The following is a 17,995-nucleotide window of genomic DNA, read 5'->3' as shown; positions in this document are numbered from 1 at the left end:
ACGGTCGCAACAGCGAGCATGGCGATGTTGCCGTTCCGCCCGACGCCTTTCTTCGCCGACAAGAACCGCGCTTTCTGGAACCTGCAGTTCATCGGCTGGGGCGGCTCCGCGCTGCTGCGGGCGATGACCAACATCGCCAACGGCAAGCCCGAGCAGATCGTGCTGACGGTGATCGCCACGATCACCGGCTTCTCGATCAGCCTGATCCTCTCGGTTGTCTACGGCCAGTTGATCAACCGGCGCCCCCTGGTCACCTGGGGCCTCAGCGCCCTGGCGCTGGCGATCGCGGTGGCGATTTCCGCGACGATCAACGGCTGGACCCTGACGCTGACCCGCTCGGCCAGCGAAGCGGGCCTGGCGCAGACGATCCTCAGCGTGTTCTACATGGACATGCCGCTGCTCGCCGCTTGGTCGGCGCTGTACTACGCCATCAACTACTACCTCCAGGTCGAGCAGCAGGCCGACCGGCTTGAGCGGCTGGAGGCGCAGGCGACCAGCGCCCAACTCGCCATGCTGCGCTACCAACTCAATCCGCACTTCCTGTTCAACACGCTGAATTCGATCAGCACGCTCGTGCTGCTGAAACAGACCGAACCGGCCAACGCCATGCTCACCCGCCTTTCGGGCTTCCTGCGGCACACCCTGGTGAGCCAGCCCGGCGGCAAAGTGACCGTGGCGCAGGAGGTGGAGACCCTGAAGCTCTACCTCGACATCGAACGGATGCGGTTCGAGGAGCGGCTGCGCACGGTGTTCAACATCGATCCGGCCGCCGCCGATGCGCTGATCCCTTCGTTCCTGCTCCAGCCGCTGGTCGAAAACGCGGTCAAGTACGCCGTCTCGCCGCAGGAGGAAGGGGCCCGGATCAGCCTTTCCGCGCAACTGGTCGGCCAGCGCCTTCGGCTGACCGTATCCGACACCGGCCCGGGATTGCAGGGAAAGGCGCAACGCGCGACATTGCCGGCAGCGATGATGGGGGCCGACAACACCGCTTCGACCGGCGTGGGGCTGGCCAACATCCGGGATCGGCTGGCTCAGGCTTACGGCGAGGATCATCTGTTCGACATCCGCACGCCGCCGGAAGGCGGCTTCACCGTCGTGATCGAAGTGCCGCAGGAGCGGCTGGCCGCTCCCGAGCCCGCGTCCGAAGCCGAGAAACCGTCCGCCCGCCCAACCGTTATCTCCGCGCCCGAACCGCGGCCCATGGGACTTGATGCATGAAAATCCGAACGATCATCGTCGATGACGAGAAGCTCGCCATTCAGGGTCTCCAACTGCGGCTCGACAAATTCCCCGATGTCGAGGTGATCGAGACTTGCGCCAATGGGCGCGAGGCGATCCGCAAGATCAAGACCGAGAAGCCCGACCTGGTGTTCCTGGACGTGCAGATGCCCGGCTTTGACGGGTTCTCCGTCGTCAAGGGCGTCATGGAGATCGATCCGCCGCTGTTCGTGTTCGTGACCGCTTACGAGGAGCACGCGATCCGCGCCTTCGAGGCCAATGCGATCAACTACCTGATGAAGCCGGTGGACGAGGACAAGCTGGCCGACACGCTCGACCGCGTGCGCACCCGCCTGGCCGAGAAGCGCTCCGCCGAGGAGGCCGAGAAGCTCAAGGACGTGCTCGCCGAAGTCGCGCCCGACGCGATGGAGAACATGCCGGGCGAGGAGGAAAGCACCGGCCGCTACGAGAAGCTGATCAACGTCAAGGACCGCGGACAGATCTTCCGCGTCGACGTCGACACGATCGAGCACATCGAGGCCGCCGGCGACTACATGTGCATCTACACCGGCGACAACTCGCTGATCCTGCGCGAGACGATGAAAGATCTCGAGCGCCGGCTCGACCCGCGCGTGTTCCAGCGCGTCCACCGCTCGACGATCGTCAACCTCGACCAGGTCCGCCAGGTCAAGCCGCATACCAACGGCGAATGCTTCCTGGTGCTCGATTCCGGCGCCGAGGTGAAAGTCAGCCGCTCCTACCGCGACGTGGTTGCGCGCTTCGTCCACTGATCCGTCGTCCCGGGCTTGACCCGGGACCGCTGGTCTTTAGGTCGAGCGCTCGGCCGCCAGCGATCCCGGCATACGCCGGGATGATGAGGAATATGACGGACTTCACCCTCTCCGCTTTCGATCTCAACCGCTTCGTCCGCGAGACGCTGGACGAGGATCTCGGCGTCGGGCTACCCGGCGGTGGGTACGACGTCACGGCGGAAAGCGTCATCCCGGCCGACGCGCGCTTTTCGGGCGTGATGGACAGCCGCGACGCGATCGTCGTCGCCGGCCTGCCCATCGCCGCCGCCTTCTTCGCGGCGCTCGACCCGGCGATGGAGATCGAGCTTCTGGTGCAGGAGGGCGAGCAGGTCTCCCCGGGCACCAACCTGATGCGGCTCTCCGGCAATGCCCGCGCCATGCTGACGGCGGAGCGCAGCGCGCTCAACACTGTGCAGCATCTGTCCGGGGTGGCGACGATGACGCGCGCCTACGTGCAGGCGATGGGCGAAGCGAACGCGGTGCTGCTCGACACCCGCAAGACGCTGCCCGGCCTGCGCCACCTGGAGAAGTACGCCACCCGTCTCGGCGGGGCGCAGAACCACCGCATGGGCCTCTGGGATGCAGCGATGATCAAGGACAACCACATCCTCGTCGCCGGTGGGGTCGCCGAAGCGGTGCGCCGGGCGCGCGACGCCGGGGTGGCGCGGATCATCTGCGAAGTCGATCGCCTCGAGCAGATCGAGCCGGCCCTGGCCGCCGGGGCCAGCCACCTGCTGCTCGACAACATGGCGCCCGAAACCTTGCGCGGGGCCGTGGCGCTGGTGGCCGGGCGCGTGCCGACGGAGGCTTCGGGCGGGGTTACGCTGCAGACCATCGGCGCCATCGCGGCCGCCGGCGTAGACTTCGTGTCGGTCGGGCGATTGACCCAGAGCGCACCGGCGGCCGATATCGGGCTCGATTTCACCCCAGCCTAGGGCGATTGCCAAGGCCGGAGCCTTGCGCCACAAACGCCGACACTCACAGGGGAGGAGGCCGCCATGCGCCCGCAATCGATCCGCCAGTTCGACTTGTTCTATCTCGCCGCGCTCGCGCTGTCCGCGCTCGCCTTCCTGCTCGGCTATGACGACATCGTCGCCAGCGTGGAGGCGGAATCCTCCGCCGCCGGGCTGCAGATGGGCGCGAACGTGGCCATCGGCAGCTTCGCCTTCGGGATGGTCCTCTACCTCCTGTTGTGGTTCCTGGTTTCCCGCCGGCGGGTGGGTATCGCCAGGTGGATCATCGTGCTGCTGTTCCTCGTCAATCTGACCGGATTGCGGGCGATCTTCACGGTCGGCCTCACCGTGCAGACCGCGATCTCGCTGCTCAGCCTCCTGCTGTCGGCGGTCGCGATCTACTACTTGTTCCGGCCGGAGACGAAGGCATGGCTCGACGAGCGGGCCGAGTCACCGGACACGAGCCTCGCAGATCCGGATTGAGGCTGCGCGCGGCCGCCGCTGCGCCGGCGCTGCTCCTGGCGCCACTGCCCGCCTACGCCCAGGCTTACCAGTGCCGCGTGCCCGAGGCTGCCCCTCCGGTGCCGCCTGTCACCCGCGGAGAGCCTGAACGCCGCGCGCCGCTGGCCGGCTATACGCTGGCGCTGAGCTGGTCGCCCGAGTTCTGCCGCTTCCGCGCGAACGCGCCGGAACATGTCCGGCAATGCTCTGGACGCAACGGACGCTTCGGCTTCATCGTCCACGGCCTGTGGCCCGAAGGCGAAGGCGGGCGCCGGATCCAGTGGTGCAATGCCCGGCAGCCGGCGCCGAACGATCTGCGGCCGAACCTCTGCCTCACCCCCTCGGCCCCACTTCTGGTTCACGAGTGGGCGAAGCACGGCAGCTGCATGGCCCAGCGGCCGGCGACCTACTTCAGGATCGAGCGGATCCTCTGGAACAGCCTGCGCTGGCCCGATTTCGACCGTCTCTCGCGCCGCCAGGGCCTCACCGCCGGCGCGATTCGGGCTGCGTTCGCGGAGGCAAACCCTTATTGGGAGCCGGAGCACGTCGGCCTCGTGCTCAACCCACGCGGCTGGCTGCAGGAAATGCGGCTTTGCTACGGCAAGGACTTCATGCCAGCCGATTGCGACCGCCGCCGCTACGGCCCGGCAGACGAGGCGCCGGTGAAGATCTGGCGCGGGCTCTAGCGCCGCGCCGCGAAGAAGCCCCGCAGCAGCGCGGCCGCCTCGCGCTCCCCGATCCCGCTATAGACCTCCGGCCGGTGCAGGCACTGGGCCTGCTCGAACACCCGCGCCCCGTGCTCGACCGCGCCGCCCTTGGGATCGGAGGCGCCGTAGTAGAGCCGGCCGATTCGCGCGTGGACGATCGCCCCGGCACACATGGCGCAGGGCTCCAGCGTGACCCACAGCTCGCAGTTCTCCAGCCGTTCGCTGCCCAGCACCGCCGCCGCGGCGCGAATCGCGAGGATCTCCGCATGGGCGGTCGGATCGGCGAGGCCGCGCGGGCGGTTGTGCCCCTCGCCGACGACCTCGCCGGCGCAGGTGACCACGGCGCCCACCGGCACCTCGCCCGCCGCCTCGGCATCGCGCGCCAGTTCGAGCGCGCGTTTCATCGGCGGGGGAAGCGGCCAGCTGGTCATGGGCTTGCGCTAGCCCCGGGCCGGAGCCGCGGCAATGGCGCCGGAATGCTTGACCACATGCCGATGCCCCGCTATGCGCGCCGCTTTCCCGGACACCATCCGATTTACGAGACGAGAGCAACCATGTCGCGCATTTGCGAATTGACCGGCAAGAGCCGCCAGGTCGGCCACAACGTGAGCCACGCCAACAACAAGACCAAGCGGGTCTTCCTGCCCAACCTGCAGAACGTGACTCTGATGAGCGAGAAGCTCGAGCAGAGCTTCAAGTTCCGCGTGTCGACCCACGGCCTGCGCTCGGTCGAGCACAACGGCGGCCTGGACAACTGGCTGCTCAAGACCGCCGACGACAAGCTCAGCGCCCGCGCGCTGAAGGTCAAGCGCGACCTCAAGAAGGCCGCCGCGGCCGCCTAAGCCTGGACACGTACCCGGTCCGCCCAAAGGCGGATCGGGACGTCCGATCCGGCGCCGTATGCGCGGCTCACGCCGCCTGAGGATCGCACGCGCCGACCCCCTCTACTACGCGCTGCCCGGCTGCTGACGCTGCCCGAGCGCAGGTAAGGCGCCGTACGCAGCCTTACGACTGACGAGCTATCGCGCTCTCGATTGCTCGCGTTGCGTGCAGAGCCCGTTCGGAGCCAACGCTCCGGGCTCCTGCTGCACCCTCATCGTCATAATCCCCGGCAGCCTGTATGCCGTTCCCGTCGCCGCTGAACACGTTCTGGCGCGTGGCTGCGCTCCAAGCATAGAGCGAACCGCAGCTAGGTAGATGCGGCCCTGCCCCTGCGCAGAGCCGCCAGCTAGCGGCTCAGCACTTCGCCACTTCGCCGCAGCGGCCGCCCGACCGTGAGTTGGATCTCCGCTCCTCCTGCAGCGCCCGCGCCTCGGCATCCCATTCGGATTTGGGGCGACATACCCGCACAGGGATGCGGCTTCCGATGACCATGGTGTCCTTGCAGCGGACCGGGTCGGGCTCCGCCTGTTGCTCTTGCGCTTCGCTGCGCTCCGCAGTGGCGGCATGCACGGGCGCCCATGTCGTCACGGCGGATGCCAGCAACGCGATCGACGCCAGGTGAAATCTACTCATGTCGCGTCCTCTGGAATGTGCGGCAGGCAAAAAGAAGGGGCGGCAGTATTTCTACTGCCGCCCCATTTGGTTTCAAGCGGAAACGCGCTCAGAAGTTGAGACGAACGCCGCCGTAGAAGCGACGGCCGAAGATGTCGTAGACATCCGCAGCGGTGTCCGAACCCGTAACGTTGAACGTCGTGCCCGAGAGGATGTTCGGAGCATCGTTGTCCAGCACGTTGTCGATACCAGCGTAGAACTCGACCTTCTCGGAGACGCGGTAGCTCGCCTGGGTGTCGAGGTAGAACTGCGCAGGAACGCCGACGCACTTCGGCTCGAGATCGAATGCGGCGCAGAACTGATCGTCTTCATACGACTTGCCGATGTACGTTCCGGTGAAGCTCATCCGGAAGTTGTCGAGCATATACGCAGCGTTGGCGGTGAAGCGATCCTTCGCCGTGCCGATCTCGCCCGCGGACGGGTCCACATCGGCACCCGCCACCGGCGTATAGTCGTTGGCGAAAACGTGCGTGTAGGCAACGCGCAGCGAGACTCGATCGTTGCCCATCAGACCAAGCGGCGAGTTCCAGTTGGCGGTCACGTCGAGACCGTCCGTCTCAAGCGTGGCGGCATTCACCGAGAGAGCATTGATCAGATCGATCGACCCTGAGCTGTTCACCGCGGTAGCGGTCGGACGGCGCGTGATCAGATCGCAGAACGTTGCATTGCCTTGGCTGTAGCACTGGTCGAGGGTGAACTGCCGCGGGAATGCGGCGATCACGTCCTCGATCTCGATGTTGTAGTAGTCGGCCGTCAGCGTCAGCCGCGGAACGAAGCGAGGCTGGATGACCGCGCCGACCGTCCAGGACGTAGCGGTCTCCTCGTTCAGATCCGGATTGCCGCCGTTGAAGCCGCTGATGCCCTGGATGTCCGCCTGGTTGAGGGTGAACACGCCGTTTGCTGCGATGTTCGCCGCCACGCCGGGGTCTGCCCGGCAGTTGTCGCCGATGGCACCACCGCCGCTCGCGCCGATTCCCTCGCAGGGATCCGTCAGGCCCGACGGGAACGTCTGCGACAGGCCGGAGAAGAGCTCGCTCACGTTGGGAGCCCGGACTGCGCGGGCGTAAGTGCCGCGCAAGCGGACATCACGCACCGGCATCCAGTTTCCGGTTACGTTCCAGCTCGTCACCACACCAACCGTCGAGTAGTCGGCGACTCGTACGGCGCCACCGACATCGAGCTGTTCGAAGAACGGACGATCGGCGAGGATCGGCACCCGGATTTCGGCGAAGGCCTCCTTGACGTCGAACTCGCCGCGCGTGTCGGGCAGCTTGTTGCCGGCGTTAAGACCGGCATTGGTCAGGGCGTCGTTGTCCTCGAACGACTCCTCGGCGCGATATTCTGTGCCAAAGGCGAAGCCGAGCGGTCCTGCAGGAAGCTCGATCAGATTACCGGAAACATTGGCCTGGATAACGTGCTGCTTGATACCGGTCTGGAAGGTACCCTGCGCAGTGATGTAGTCCACGGCAGCCTGCGAGATGCTTCCTTCGCCGAAGATGTTGGCCGGAGTGCATCCATTCGCACGAGCGTTCGAGTTGACGCAGACAGCCTCCGTCCTGTTGCCGTCGCCATCGACATCGTCGAAGTCCGGCTGAGCCGCGAGCGCATCGCGGAAGTTGACCACGTTCACCTGGCCCGAGGAGACCTGGTTCTCGGTAACCTGACCGTAGTTGTAGCTTGCGTCCCAGCGCAGGCCGCCATCGAGAAGGTCGCCCTTCAGGCCTACCACGAAGCGGTAGAAGTCACGCTCGGTGCTGCCCGAACGCGGACCGAATTCGGAAATGCGGCGAGCAAAGCCGATGTCGCGCAGCCCGTCACCGTTGGTGTCGGTCGCGGCCCCCACGATCGCGGCAGGCACGGTCGGGTTGACGACGATCTGCCTGGTGTCAGGGGTATCGGAATCACCATCCCAGTCACGGGTGACGTAGTTCTCGATATTGAACCCGCCATCGTCAGGGAACACGCCGTTGGCGCCGCCGGACTCGAGCGGGAACGGCTCGATCCTGCGCGAAGCGGAGGTCTTATTGAAGGTGCCCTCGAAGAAAGCATCCACGTTGTCGGCAATGCGATATTCGCCAGCTGCGGCAAAGAGATAGCGCTCGACCGGAACGGCCAGCGTGCGGAACGCCTGTCGATTGAAGCCGTTGGGCCCAACACCGGTTCCGATGTTAGGAACAGGCTGCGTTTCGTCCTGCGGTGTGTTCGGATTGTCCTGAGCAAGGCCCGGGCGGAAGCTCACACAGCTCGCGCCGTTGGTGTTGAAGCATGGTTGAAGCTGCCCGTTGGGACCGAAAGTGAACGTGTAGTCGCCACTCGAACGGAAGCGGTCCCCAACGATGAACCGGCCCTGGGGAGGGAAGCTCGAGAAGAACGGCTCGGTCGGCGTGCCCCAATCGGCAGGATCTCCAGTGAAGAGCATCGTGCTGAGGTCATCAACCTCAGTGTTTTTCCGCTGGTTCGCGTAGAGGCCGCTTTCGTTGGTGTACCCAAAGTGCACCATGATGTTGCCGTCACCCTCGGCGAAGTCGGTGCCTGCGGTCAGGTTCAGCTGGTAGCGCTGGTCATCGTCCTGGTCGCTGATGCCATACTGGGCGTTAGCCTCGATGCCCTGGAAATCGGTCTTGTAAATGAAGTTGACCACACCCGCGACGGCGTCCGAACCGTAGAGCGAGGAGGCGCCGCCGGTGAGGACGTCGATGCGCTCGATGAACTGGGTCGGGATGACGTTGAGATCGACGGTCGCGCTGCCAGGAAGGCTGGAGACCACACGCCGGCCGTTGATCAGCACCAGGGTGCGATCGGAACCAAGGTCACGAAGGTCGACGGTGGCGACGCCGGTGCCGGACGTGAGGAACGCAGAGTTGGTGCGGCTGAGAGCCGGCGTACCGAAAGCCGGGTTCTCCAGGAGAACTTCCTGGATGTTCGTTGCGCCGGCGTCGTCGATCACCTGGGCATCGACGATCTGCAGCGGGGCATCGGAAGTCGCGGTCGGCGAAGCGATGCGCGAACCGGTGACGATGATCGCTCCACCGCCGGGGACGGGAGCCTCGGCCGCCACGTCGGCTGCGCCGTCCTGAGCCATCGCTGGTGCAGCGATCGAGGCGATGCCGATCGCAAGCGGCGCAGCGCTGATACGCATAGCTGTGATGAGTGTCTTTTTCACGGTCCAGTCCCTTTTTCCCGAGGCCGCCGCCCGAACTGCGACGATGCCTGAAACACTCCCGCTCGGCGGCCGCTCGGCCTTAATTCGTACCCGGAACGTACGAACCCATGCGGGAAATGATGGGTGTCATTGGGGGAAAAGCGCTTGCCCGGTAAAGCGTTTGTACCGAGCGCGGCAGACATTGATTTTCATCTGTAACCAATTTGCCACACGGCTCGCGAAGCCGATCAAAGCCCTCCGTATGTCGACAAATGATATAGGAGAGTAAGGATGTTTCAGTCGAAACGTTCTGTGGGATGCAAAATTACAACACCATGAACTTCGAGAAAACTTTAGATGCGCTCTACTGCCAGTCACCCCATCGGACCGGTGAACAACAGCGGATCGAGACGCGCGCCGCGCCACATGAGGCTCCAGTGCAGGTGCGGCCCGGTCGCCCGGCCGGATGCCCCGATGTTGCCGATATGCTGGCCCTGGCGCACGACATCGCCTTCCCTCACCGCCAAGCGCGAACAATGCAGGAAGGCGCTGTTGAGCCCAGCGCCGTGGTCGATGATCAGCAGGTGCCCTTCCAGAGAGAATGGGGTCTCGGCCGCCAGCACCACGACTCCGTCGGCCGGGGCGACGAACGGCGCGCCGCTTCCGCCAGTGGCGATGTCGATCCCGGAGTGATAGCTGCCCGCCTCCCCGCCGCGATAGATGCGCTGCGAACCGAAGCGGCCGGAGATCCGCCCTTTCGCGGGCCAGATGAAGTCCTGCCGCCATCCGGCGATCGGGGACTCCACGCCCCGCGCCGCGGCAATGCGGTCCAGCTCCGGCCGGCGGATCCGCATGAACTCTTCGGTAGCCCCGCCCGGCCTCCGGGCGACGTTCACGCGCTCGATGTTCCACGCACGCGGAGCAATGGCGAGCGGGCTTTCGACGGTTCGCCCGTCGGCGAGTTGGGCCATGAGCACGGCCGAGGATCCGGCATCCCGATCGAAAGCAGCAAAGAAGCGCCCTTCGGCGTCGAGCACCAGCGGCTGCGAACCGAGGCGGGCCGAGACCGTGCCTGCCGGTGCCTGTCCGCGGATCCAGCCGCCCTGGGTCAGCTCACCGGAAAACACGAAGGTGGTCGGCCCGGCCGCCGGCAGCGCGGGGCGCGGGGAAGGGGACGGGATGGGCTGGACCACCACCTGATCCCCCTGGCCCACCGGCGGCCCGGCCGGAGGTGCAACGCAACTTGCGACAGCAAGCACGGCCGCGCCGGCCAAGAGGCCCGAAATGCCTGCCCGCAGACGCGTCATTCGCCGCCCGTCAGGCGCCTCGCCGCGATCTCGGGGCTGGCATAGGCTTCCTGCCGGTCGACCGACCAGTAGCGCAGTTCCTCAAGTGGAATAGGCTCGCCGGTGACGGCACAGAGCACAAAGTGGCCGGGCCTGATCACTCGAAAACCGTTCGGGCCATAAAGCAGCGTGGCGGCGTTCTCGCCGGAAGACATCAACATGGCCCGCTCCTACCAAGCGCTTCGGTCTAAAGCAATTTCGGCTGCTCCCCGGCAGGCTTGGGCGCGGCAGGGCGTTTCTTCGGCGCGCCGCCCGGCACCACGTCGAGCGTTCCGTCGGCGAACTCCAGGGTCAGCAGGGTTTGCTTCGCCGCCGAATCGCGCGTGGCGATCACCGGCTGCCCCGCCGCGCTGACGAGAGCGTAGCCGCGCGCCAGCGGCGCCTTGGGATCGAGCTGCCGCCGCACGCGCTCCAGCGCGTCCAGCCGCTCGCGCCGCTCCGCGATGCGGCGCAGCACGAGATCGGCGCTGAACCGCGTCGTGTCGAAGCGCTGCTTGGCCGCCTTCATGTTCGACTGCAGCAAGGGCGCAGAGAGCCTGTGGCGATCGTCCTGCAGCACCGTACGCGCGCGCACCGCCCGGTCGGCCAGACCGCGGCGCAAGCGCTCGGCCGCATCGTCGAGCTTCTGCGCCGCCTGCGCGACCAGCGTCTCCGGCCGGGGCATGCGCAGCAGCCGCCCTTCCAGCCGTTCGCGGCCGAGCGTCAGCGGGCGGTGAGTGCACTTGCGCATCCGCAAGCCGAATTCGTCGATCGCGGCGGACAGCTCCCGCAGGACCGGCACGGCGATCTCCGCCGCCGCTGTGGGCGTCGGCGCGCGGCGGTCGGCGGCGTGGTCCGCCAGCGTGGTGTCGGTCTCGTGGCCGACAGCGCTGATCACCGGGATCGGCGATCCGGCGATGGCCCGCACCACGACTTCCTCGTTGAAGCCCCACAAGTCCTCGATCGAGCCGCCGCCCCGGGCGACGATCAGCAGGTCCGGGCGAGGGATCGCGCCGCCGTGGGTGAGCTCGGCAAACCCGCGGAGCGCGGCAGCGACTTGCTCGGCCGAGCCCTGCCCCTGCACCAGCACCGGCCAGACCAGCACCCGGCTGGGGAAGCGGTCCGCCAGGCGGTGGAGGATGTCGCGGATCACCGCTCCCGTCGGCGAGGTGACGACGCCGATCACCAGCGGCAGGAACGGCAGCGGCCGCTTGCGCTCGGCGGCGAACAGCCCTTCGGCCTCGAGCCGCCGGCGGGTCTTCTCCAGCAGCGCCAGCAGGGCCCCTTCGCCGGCGATCTCCATCCGCTCGATGACGATCTGGTACTTCGAGCGGCCCGGATACGTCGTCAGCTTGCCGGTGGCGACGACCTCGATCCCGTCTTCCGGCACGAAGCCGAGCCGCTGGACGCCCGTGCGCCACATGACCCCGTCGATCACCGCCTTGTCGTCCTTCAGGCAGCAGTAGAGATGGCCCGAGGCGGCGCGCTTGACGCCGGACAGCTCCCCGCGCAGCTTCACATAGCCAAAGCGGTCCTCGACAGTACGCTTCAGCAGCTGGGAAATTTCGGTGATCGAGAGCGGGGCGGCGTTGTCCCCGGCGAGACCCTTGGCTACGAGCCCGGCATCGTTTGGATCATCGTCTTCGAAAGTAGGGCCGGACATGAATATCCTCTTGCTGGGATCGGGCGGGCGCGAGCATGCGCTGGCGTGGAAGCTGGCGCAATCCCGCTTCATCGCGGCCGAGGGCGGTACGCTCTACGCCAGCCCGGGCAATCCCGGCGTGGCGGCACATGCCGAGCTCGTGGAGCTGCAAGTGACCGATCATGCCGCCGTGGCCGCGTTCTGCGCCGCGAAACAGATCGGCTTCGTCGTAGTCGGGCCTGAGGCGCCGCTGGTCGACGGGCTGGCGGACTCCTTGCGTGGCAAGGGTATCGCGGTGTTCGGCCCGTCAAGGGCGGCGGCGCAGCTGGAAGGGAGCAAGGGCTTCACCAAGGACCTCTGCGAACGCGCCGGGATCCCGACCGCCGGCTATGTCCGCACGGCGTCGCTCGCAGACGCGCTGGCGGCGCTCGACCGGTTCGCCGCGCCCTACGTGCTCAAGGCGGACGGGCTGGCCGCCGGCAAGGGCGTCGTGATCGCCGAGAGCCGTCAGGAGGCGGAGGACGCGCTCGCCGACATGTTCGGCGGCGCGTTCGGGCAGGCCGGCGCGGAAGTGGTGATCGAGGAATTCATGGAGGGCGAGGAGGCCAGCTACTTCGCAATTACCGACGGCTCCACGATCGTACCGTTCGGCTGCGCGCAGGACCACAAGCGCGTGGGTGAGGGCGACACCGGTCCGAACACCGGCGGCATGGGCGCCTACAGCCCCGCGCCGGTGCTGACGCCCGAACTGCGGGGCGAGGCGCTGCAGCGGATCATCGCGCCGACCGTCCACACTATGGCGCAGGAAGGCATGCCCTATTCGGGCGTGCTCTATGCCGGGCTGATGCTGACGCGCGATGGCCCGAAGCTGGTCGAATACAACTGCCGCTTCGGTGATCCCGAGTGCCAGGTGCTGATGATGCGGCTGGAAAGCGACCTTGGCGAATACCTTTACGCCTGCGCCACCAACAGCCTCTCCTCGCTGCCCCCGCCCAAGTTCTCGCAGGGCACGGCGCTCACGGTCGTTATGGCGGCCAAGGGCTACCCGGACACGCCGGCGAAAGGCGGTGCGATCAAGGGGATTGCCGAGGCAGAGGCGACGGGTGCGAAAGTCTTCCATGCCGGAACGGCGCTGGACGGCAGCGGCACGCTCGTGGCCAGCGGCGGCCGCGTGCTCAACGTGACGGCACGCGCGCCCGCCGTGGCTGAAGCGCAGCAGGCCGCCTACCGCGCCGTCGACGCGATCGACTTCCCGACCGGCTTCTGCCGCCGCGACATCGGCTGGCGCGAAGTCGCCCGCGAGGCCAAACGGGCAGAAGGCTAGGGCCTTCGCTGGCGGCCGCTACGCGACCCGCTTCGGCGTGCCCCGCCCCGCCTCCCGTCATGCTGAACTTGTTTCAGCATCCATGCTTCCACAGCCGCGACAGTGCGGGCGGAGAAATGGACCCTGAACCAAGTTCAGGGTGACGGAGTAGGATCGGGCGAAGGTTCTGATCGGCAGCGGACACTAAACAACCGTTTCGGGCCCCACCTCCGTTCGTGGTGAGCTTGTCGAACCACGACTGGCACCGCGCTTCCCGCCCCTCGACAGGCTAAGGGCGAACGGCAGTACCTGTTAGCGGAGCCGCTTCTCCACCAGCGCCTTCAGGTCGGCCTCCGGGCGGGCGCCGAAGTGGGAGATGATCTCGGCGGCTGCGACAGCGCCGATCGTCAGCGACATTTCCAGGCTCTTGCCGCGCACATGGCCGAACAGGAACCCGGCGGCGAACAGGTCGCCGGCACCGGTCGTGTCGACCACTTCGCCGACCGGTTCGGCCGGCACTTCGGCGCGTTCCGATCCGCGCACGGCAACCGCGCCCTTCTCGCTGCGGGTGACCACCAGCACCGGCACTTGCGAGCCGAGCTGCGCGAGGCCCTCCTCGAAATCGTCCTTGCCGGTCATCGCTGCAAGTTCGCTCTCGTTGCAGAACAGGATGTCGAGCAGTCCTTCGGCGATCAGTGCGCGAAAATCGTCGCCATGGCGCGTGATCACGAACGGATCGGACAGCGTCAGCGCCACCTGCCGGCCGGCCTCGCGCGCGGCGGCGATCGCCCGGCGCATGGCCGCGCGCGGCTCTTCCGGATCCCACAGGTAGCCTTCGAGATAGAGGATCTTCGCCGCAGCGACGGCTTCGAGGTCAAGCGCCGATGGCGGAAGGAACTGGGTCGCCCCGAGATAGGTGTTCATCGTGCGCTGCCCATCCGGCGTGACGAAGATAAGGCAGCGCGCGGTCGGCGGCTCGCCCGGGCGCGCGGCGGTGGCGAAATGAACGCCGGCGGCGCGGATGTCGTGGGCGAAGACCTCGCCGAGCTGGTCCTCCGCCACCTGGCCGACGAAGGCGCACTTGGCGCCGAGCGCCGCCAGGCCGGCGATGGTGTTCGCCGCCGAACCGCCGGAAATCTCCCGCGCCGGGCCCATCGCCTCATAGAGCGTGGTCGCCTCCGCGTCGTCGATCAGCGTCATGCCGCCCTTCGCCATCGCGAACCGCTCGAGCAGCGAGTCATCGCAAGGAGCCATCACGTCCACGATGGCATTGCCGATGGCGAGTACGTCGAAGCGAGGTTCGGTCATCTGGGGGTCCTGTGCAGTTGCGCCGCGGCCTTAGCGGCGCTTGCCCGCGCGGCCAAGCGCGGGTTGCCGCGATTGACTTGGGTGGCCGCGGGCGGCACTCCACCCGGCGGATGACCAGCCTGCCGACATCGCTGCTGCGCGCCGCCGGGCAATTGACCGAACCGCCGGTGCTGCGGGTCATCGCCAAGAGCGTGGCGCTGACGCTGGCGATTTTCGTTACGCTGGGCATCGCCATGGGATTCGGGCTCGATGCGGCCTTCGATGCAGCCGGTTTCGGGAGAGATTACGGCCTCAGCGGGCTCCTGGCCGTGGTCCTGACCGTGATCGGCGCATGGCTGCTGTTCCGCATCGTCGCCTTGGCCGTGCTACAGTTCTTCGCCGACGAGATCGTCGAGGCGGTCGAAGGCAAATGCTATCCGGAAGCGGCCGCCGCCGCCCGCAAGCTGCCGCTGGCCGAGGAACTGAGCAACAGCCTGCGCGGTGCGCTGCGGGCGCTGGTCGCCAACCTCGCTGCCCTGCCCTTCGCGCTGATGCTGCTTTTCACGGGCATCGGCCCGGCGCTGCTGTTCTGGGCGGTCAACGCCTGGCTGCTCGGCCGCGAGCTGACCGATATGGTCTGGCTGCGCCACAGGCCGTCCGCATCCGCCAACCTCGCCCCCGTCGCCCCGGCCGAACGCTTCCTGCTCGGTGGGGCGATCGCGGCGCTTCTCGCCGTGCCGTTCGTGAACTTGCTGGCGCCGGTGCTCGGCGCGGCGGCGGCGACCCATCTCGTGCACCGCCGGTTAGGGACTGTCCATGCGACCTGAGTTATCGAAAGCCGCCGCCCTCCTGCTGCTGCCTCTGCTGGCCGCCTGCGCCGCCGTGCCGACGCCCGGCGGACCGGCCGCCCCGGCTCCGCAACAGCAGCCGCCTCGTTCCGGCATCCCGCCGACGACCCCCACACCTCCGCCGAGCGCCGTCTTCCGCGCACCGCAGATCATGCGCATGCCGGGGCTGGAGCGGGTCATCGAGCAGAATGCCGGTGCACTGATCCAGCAGTTCGGCACCCCGCGCCTCGACGTGCGCGAAGGCGACATGCGCAAGCTGCAGTTTTCGGGCCAGGCCTGCGTGCTCGACGTGTTCCTCTACCCGCTGCGCCCGGGCGCGGAGCCGGTGGCCACGTACGTCGACGCCCGCCGCCCCAGCGACGGGGCGGACGTGGACCGGGCCGCCTGCGTTGCGGCGTTGGCGAGGCGCTAGGGGGCGACTGTTGCGCCTGATCGTGGTTCGACAAGCTCACCACGAACGGAGATCGTTGGATGAAGGGGCCTGGTGGCCGCGCGCAGACCCGTCCCAACCATTCCCCGTTTGTCCTGAGCTTGTCGAAGGACGCTGGCGCGCCCTGTCAGCCAGTCCTCAGACCGTGAAGCTCTCGCCGCAGCCGCAGGCGCCTTTGGCGTTGGGGTTCTCGAACACGAAGCCGGCGGTAAAGTCGTCCTCGCGCCAATCCATCGTGCTGCCGATCAGGTAGAGCACGCTGGCCCCGTCGATGTAGAACGTGCCGCCGGGCGTCTCGATCTTCTCGTCGAACGCAGCTTCCTCGGTCACGTAGTCGACCGAATAGGCCAGGCCCGAGCAGCCCCGCCGGGGCGTGGAAAGCTTCACGCCGATCGCACCCTCAGGCGCGCTGGCCATCAGATCCGCAACGCGCTGCTCGGCCGCGGGCGTCAGCAGGACGGCGGCGGGGCGGGTGCGGGTTTTCGTGTCACTCATCAGCTCGTTTCCTTCTCCCGCCCGGTGCACGGGCGGAGATATGGGCCTGCTTACAACATGCCCAGTTCGAGGCGCGCTTCGTCGCTCATCTTGGCGGGGTCCCATGGCGGATCCCACACCAGGTTGACCTCGGCGCTGCGCACGCCGGGCACGGAGCTGGCGCGCAGCTCGACTTCGCCGGGCATCGATTCGGCGACCGGACAATGCGGGGTGGTCAGCGTCATCATGATCGTAACGTCGGCCTCGTCGCTGACCTCGACGCCGTAGATCAGCCCGAGATCGTAGATGTTGACCGGGATCTCCGGGTCGAAGATCTCCTTCAGCGCGCCGATAACGTTCTCGTAAAGCTCGCCGCCCGGTTCGCCGGCCGCAGCTTCGACCGGCTTCTGCGAGAGAAAGCCATCGAGATAGTCCTTCTTGCGCTCGAGCTTCTGGCTCGCGCTCTCCGCGGGCGCTGCGTCTTCCGCAGCGTCCTCGACGCGCGCGCGGGGCGGCGGGGCCACCGCATCCACTTCCTCCACTCTGAAGCGCTTGTCCGCTTCCTCGATCATCCGAAAATCCTCTTTGTCCGTTCGATCCCGCGCAAAAGCGCCGCGACATCGTCCTCGTCGCTGTACAATCCGAAGCTCGCCCGTGCCGTGGCGTCGACCCCAAGCCGGTCCATCAGGGGCTGCGCGCAGTGGTGCCCGGCGCGGATGGCGACGTCCTCCTCGTCCAATATGGTGCCGAGATCGTGCGGGTGAACCCCGCGGATCGCGAAACTGACGATCCCGGCGCTCTGGTCCGGGCCGAACAGCGTCACGTCGTTCATGCCCCGGAGCGCCTCGCGCAGCTGTGTCACCAGCCGTGCCTCATGGGCGTGAATGGCCTCGAGCCCGATCCCGGCGACATAGTCGCAAGCGGCGGCGAGCCCGATCGCCTCGACGATCGCCGGCGTTCCCGCCTCGAACCGCTGCGGCGCCGGGGCGTAGCTCGTCTTCTCGAAAGTCACCCGGTCGATCATGGCCCCGCCCCCCTGCCACGGGGGCATGGCGTCGAGGATCTCCTTGCGGGTCCAGAGCGCGCCGACGCCGGTCGGGCCGTAGAGCTTGTGTCCGGAGAAGGCGTAGAAGTCGCAGCCTAGCGCCGTCACATCGACCGGCAGCCGCGGCACGGCCTGGCAGCCGTCGAGCAAGAGCTTCGCCCCGACGGAGTGCGCCAATTCCGCCGCCCGCTTCACGTCGAGCACCGAGCCGAGCACGTTGGAGACGTGAGCGAAGGCCACCAGCTTGTGCTGCGGCGTCAGCATCCGCTCCGCCGCATCGAGGTCGATCAGGCCGTCCTCCGTGAGCGGACAAACGTCGATCTCTATGCCGGTGCGATCGCGCAGAAGCTGCCACGGCACGATGTTCGAGTGGTGCTCCAGCACCGAAAGCAGGATGCGGTCACCGGCCTGGAGATTGGCCGAGCCCCAGCTTTGCGCGACGAGATTGATCGCCTCGGTCGCACCGCGGGTGAAGACGATCTCGTCCTCCCGCCCGCCGATGAACGCCGCGACCCGCCGCCGCGCCGCTTCGTAGCCGAGCGTCATCTCGGCCGAGCGGGTGTAGACTCCGCGGTGGACGGTGGCGTAATCCTTGCCGATCGCCCGCGTCACCGCGTCGATCACCGCCTGCGGCTTCTGCGAAGTCGCCGCGGTGTCGAGGTAGTGCCACGGCGAGCCGTCGGCGTTCTGCAGGCCGGGGAAATCCTTCCTCAAATCCTCCCCGGGACGGGAAGGGGGACCAGCCGCAGGCTGG

At 67.3% G+C, this 17,995-nt stretch carries 19 protein-coding genes; 9 read left to right on the top strand and 10 right to left on the bottom strand.

Features of this window, described 5'->3' with window-relative positions:
* The first annotated feature begins 18 nt into the window (after positions 1-18).
* The 5 genes from GRI75_RS01170 to GRI75_RS01150 all read left to right on the top strand — a co-directional run bounded on the left by GRI75_RS01170 (position 19) and on the right by GRI75_RS01150 (position 4,170).
* The gene (locus tag GRI75_RS01170; RefSeq protein WP_160745102.1) at positions 19-1,218 is read left to right on the top strand and encodes a sensor histidine kinase; all 1,200 of its coding nucleotides are present in this window, start codon (positions 19-21) and stop codon (positions 1,216-1,218) included.
* Positions 1,215-2,009: a LytR/AlgR family response regulator transcription factor gene (locus GRI75_RS01165; RefSeq protein ID WP_160745101.1), complete on the top strand. Its 795-nt coding sequence runs from the start codon at positions 1,215-1,217 to the stop codon at positions 2,007-2,009. Before GRI75_RS01170 ends, GRI75_RS01165 begins: the two co-directional genes overlap by 4 nt.
* Positions 2,010-2,101: 92 nt before the next feature.
* Positions 2,102-2,965, top strand: a complete 864-nt coding sequence (nadC, locus tag GRI75_RS01160) for a carboxylating nicotinate-nucleotide diphosphorylase (protein ID WP_202389518.1) — start codon at positions 2,102-2,104, stop codon at positions 2,963-2,965.
* Positions 2,966-3,028: 63 nt separating this feature from the next.
* On the top strand, positions 3,029-3,466 hold the full coding sequence (locus GRI75_RS01155; RefSeq protein ID WP_160745099.1) for a hypothetical protein: 438 nt from the start codon (positions 3,029-3,031) through the stop codon (positions 3,464-3,466).
* The gene (locus GRI75_RS01150) at positions 3,463-4,170 is read left to right on the top strand and encodes a ribonuclease T2 family protein (protein WP_235911095.1); all 708 of its coding nucleotides are present in this window, start codon (positions 3,463-3,465) and stop codon (positions 4,168-4,170) included. Before GRI75_RS01155 ends, GRI75_RS01150 begins: the two co-directional genes overlap by 4 nt.
* Here GRI75_RS01150 and GRI75_RS01145 read toward each other — a convergent pair.
* Positions 4,167-4,622, bottom strand: coding sequence for a nucleoside deaminase (locus tag GRI75_RS01145; RefSeq protein WP_160745097.1), 456 nt, complete (start codon positions 4,620-4,622; stop codon positions 4,167-4,169). The genes GRI75_RS01150 and GRI75_RS01145 overlap by 4 nt on opposite strands.
* Before the next feature lie 123 nt (positions 4,623-4,745).
* Here GRI75_RS01145 and rpmB point away from each other — a divergent pair, with 123 nt between their 5' ends.
* Complete coding sequence (rpmB, locus tag GRI75_RS01140) at positions 4,746-5,033, top strand: 50S ribosomal protein L28 (RefSeq protein WP_160745502.1); 288 nt, start codon at positions 4,746-4,748, stop codon at positions 5,031-5,033.
* 394 nt (positions 5,034-5,427) lie between these two features.
* Here rpmB and GRI75_RS01135 read toward each other — a convergent pair whose 3' ends face one another.
* The 5 genes from GRI75_RS01135 to xseA all read right to left on the bottom strand — a co-directional run bounded on the left by GRI75_RS01135 (position 5,428) and on the right by xseA (position 11,875).
* Complete coding sequence (locus tag GRI75_RS01135; protein ID WP_160745096.1) at positions 5,428-5,706, bottom strand: hypothetical protein; 279 nt, start codon at positions 5,704-5,706, stop codon at positions 5,428-5,430.
* A gap of 88 nt (positions 5,707-5,794) precedes the next feature.
* Complete coding sequence (locus GRI75_RS01130) at positions 5,795-8,827, bottom strand: TonB-dependent receptor domain-containing protein (protein ID WP_235911094.1); 3,033 nt, start codon at positions 8,825-8,827, stop codon at positions 5,795-5,797.
* 434 nt (positions 8,828-9,261) lie between these two features.
* Positions 9,262-10,194, bottom strand: a complete 933-nt coding sequence (locus GRI75_RS01125) for a M23 family metallopeptidase (protein ID WP_160745095.1) — start codon at positions 10,192-10,194, stop codon at positions 9,262-9,264.
* Entirely contained in the window at positions 10,191-10,394 is a 204-nt protein-coding gene (locus tag GRI75_RS01120) for a DUF2093 domain-containing protein (protein ID WP_160745094.1), read from the bottom strand. The genes GRI75_RS01125 and GRI75_RS01120 overlap by 4 nt, the downstream gene beginning before the upstream one ends.
* Positions 10,395-10,420: 26 nt before the next feature.
* A complete protein-coding gene (gene xseA / locus GRI75_RS01115) occupies positions 10,421-11,875 on the bottom strand; it encodes an exodeoxyribonuclease VII large subunit (RefSeq protein WP_160745093.1) in 1,455 nt (484 codons plus the stop codon).
* Here xseA and purD point away from each other — a divergent pair.
* Positions 11,874-13,178 carry a phosphoribosylamine--glycine ligase gene (purD, locus tag GRI75_RS01110; protein ID WP_160745092.1) on the top strand — a complete coding sequence of 435 codons (1,305 nt, stop codon included), beginning with the start codon at positions 11,874-11,876 and terminating at the stop codon, positions 13,176-13,178. The genes xseA and purD overlap by 2 nt on opposite strands.
* Before the next feature lie 291 nt (positions 13,179-13,469).
* Here the strand turns inward: purD and GRI75_RS01105 are convergent, their stop codons facing one another.
* Positions 13,470-14,465, bottom strand: a complete 996-nt coding sequence (locus GRI75_RS01105; RefSeq protein ID WP_160745091.1) for an adenosine kinase — start codon at positions 14,463-14,465, stop codon at positions 13,470-13,472.
* Positions 14,466-14,575: 110 nt separating this feature from the next.
* Here GRI75_RS01105 and GRI75_RS01100 point away from each other — a divergent pair, with 110 nt between their 5' ends.
* Together GRI75_RS01100 and GRI75_RS01095 are read left to right on the top strand one after the other, a co-directional pair.
* Positions 14,576-15,271, top strand: coding sequence for an EI24 domain-containing protein (locus GRI75_RS01100; RefSeq protein ID WP_160745090.1), 696 nt, complete (start codon positions 14,576-14,578; stop codon positions 15,269-15,271).
* On the top strand, positions 15,261-15,704 hold the full coding sequence (locus GRI75_RS01095; RefSeq protein WP_160745089.1) for a hypothetical protein: 444 nt from the start codon (positions 15,261-15,263) through the stop codon (positions 15,702-15,704). The genes GRI75_RS01100 and GRI75_RS01095 overlap by 11 nt, the downstream gene beginning before the upstream one ends.
* A 156-nt stretch (positions 15,705-15,860) precedes the next feature.
* On the opposite strand, the gene GRI75_RS01090 is transcribed toward GRI75_RS01095, so the two are convergent.
* From GRI75_RS01090 to GRI75_RS01080, 3 genes are read right to left on the bottom strand one after another with little or no spacing between them, the layout of a single operon-like run.
* Positions 15,861-16,217, bottom strand: coding sequence for a HesB/IscA family protein (locus GRI75_RS01090; protein ID WP_202389517.1), 357 nt, complete (start codon positions 16,215-16,217; stop codon positions 15,861-15,863).
* A gap of 50 nt (positions 16,218-16,267) precedes the next feature.
* Positions 16,268-16,768 (bottom strand): SUF system Fe-S cluster assembly protein, encoded by a 501-nt coding sequence (locus GRI75_RS01085; RefSeq protein WP_160745088.1) that lies wholly within the window; start codon positions 16,766-16,768, stop codon positions 16,268-16,270.
* Entirely contained in the window at positions 16,765-17,955 is a 1,191-nt protein-coding gene (locus tag GRI75_RS01080; protein ID WP_235911092.1) for an aminotransferase class V-fold PLP-dependent enzyme, read from the bottom strand. Before GRI75_RS01080 ends, GRI75_RS01085 begins: the two co-directional genes overlap by 4 nt.
* Between the last annotated feature and the right edge of the window lie 40 nt (positions 17,956-17,995).

The sequence above is a fragment of the Croceibacterium soli genome (genome assembly GCF_009828065.1).
Taxonomy (GTDB): Bacteria; Pseudomonadota; Alphaproteobacteria; order Sphingomonadales; family Sphingomonadaceae; genus Croceibacterium_B; species Croceibacterium_B soli.
Note: the sequence above shows the minus strand (reverse complement) of the source record. Positions and strands in the feature narration are given on the sequence as shown.

Excerpts from the sequence above, each read along its gene's own strand:
- GRI75_RS01170 (WP_160745102.1), top strand. The coding sequence starts at position 19 with ATGGCGATGTTGCCGTTCCGCCCGACGCCTTTCTTCGCCGACAAGAAC.
- GRI75_RS01165 (WP_160745101.1), top strand. The coding sequence starts at position 1,215 with ATGAAAATCCGAACGATCATCGTCGATGACGAGAAGCTCGCCATTCAG.
- nadC (WP_202389518.1), top strand. The coding sequence starts at position 2,102 with ATGACGGACTTCACCCTCTCCGCTTTCGATCTCAACCGCTTCGTCCGC.
- GRI75_RS01155 (WP_160745099.1), top strand. The coding sequence starts at position 3,029 with ATGCGCCCGCAATCGATCCGCCAGTTCGACTTGTTCTATCTCGCCGCG.
- GRI75_RS01145 (WP_160745097.1), bottom strand. The coding sequence starts at position 4,622 with ATGACCAGCTGGCCGCTTCCCCCGCCGATGAAACGCGCGCTCGAACTG.
- rpmB (WP_160745502.1), top strand. The coding sequence starts at position 4,746 with ATGTCGCGCATTTGCGAATTGACCGGCAAGAGCCGCCAGGTCGGCCAC.
- GRI75_RS01135 (WP_160745096.1), bottom strand. The coding sequence starts at position 5,706 with ATGAGTAGATTTCACCTGGCGTCGATCGCGTTGCTGGCATCCGCCGTG.
- GRI75_RS01130 (WP_235911094.1), bottom strand. The coding sequence starts at position 8,827 with ATGGCTCAGGACGGCGCAGCCGACGTGGCGGCCGAGGCTCCCGTCCCC.
- GRI75_RS01125 (WP_160745095.1), bottom strand. The coding sequence starts at position 10,194 with ATGACGCGTCTGCGGGCAGGCATTTCGGGCCTCTTGGCCGGCGCGGCC.
- GRI75_RS01120 (WP_160745094.1), bottom strand. The coding sequence starts at position 10,394 with ATGTTGATGTCTTCCGGCGAGAACGCCGCCACGCTGCTTTATGGCCCG.
- purD (WP_160745092.1), top strand. The coding sequence starts at position 11,874 with ATGAATATCCTCTTGCTGGGATCGGGCGGGCGCGAGCATGCGCTGGCG.
- xseA (WP_160745093.1), bottom strand. The coding sequence starts at position 11,875 with ATGTCCGGCCCTACTTTCGAAGACGATGATCCAAACGATGCCGGGCTC.
- GRI75_RS01105 (WP_160745091.1), bottom strand. The coding sequence starts at position 14,465 with ATGACCGAACCTCGCTTCGACGTACTCGCCATCGGCAATGCCATCGTG.
- GRI75_RS01100 (WP_160745090.1), top strand. The coding sequence starts at position 14,576 with ATGACCAGCCTGCCGACATCGCTGCTGCGCGCCGCCGGGCAATTGACC.
- GRI75_RS01095 (WP_160745089.1), top strand. The coding sequence starts at position 15,261 with ATGCGACCTGAGTTATCGAAAGCCGCCGCCCTCCTGCTGCTGCCTCTG.
- GRI75_RS01090 (WP_202389517.1), bottom strand. The coding sequence starts at position 16,217 with ATGAGTGACACGAAAACCCGCACCCGCCCCGCCGCCGTCCTGCTGACG.
- GRI75_RS01085 (WP_160745088.1), bottom strand. The coding sequence starts at position 16,768 with ATGATCGAGGAAGCGGACAAGCGCTTCAGAGTGGAGGAAGTGGATGCG.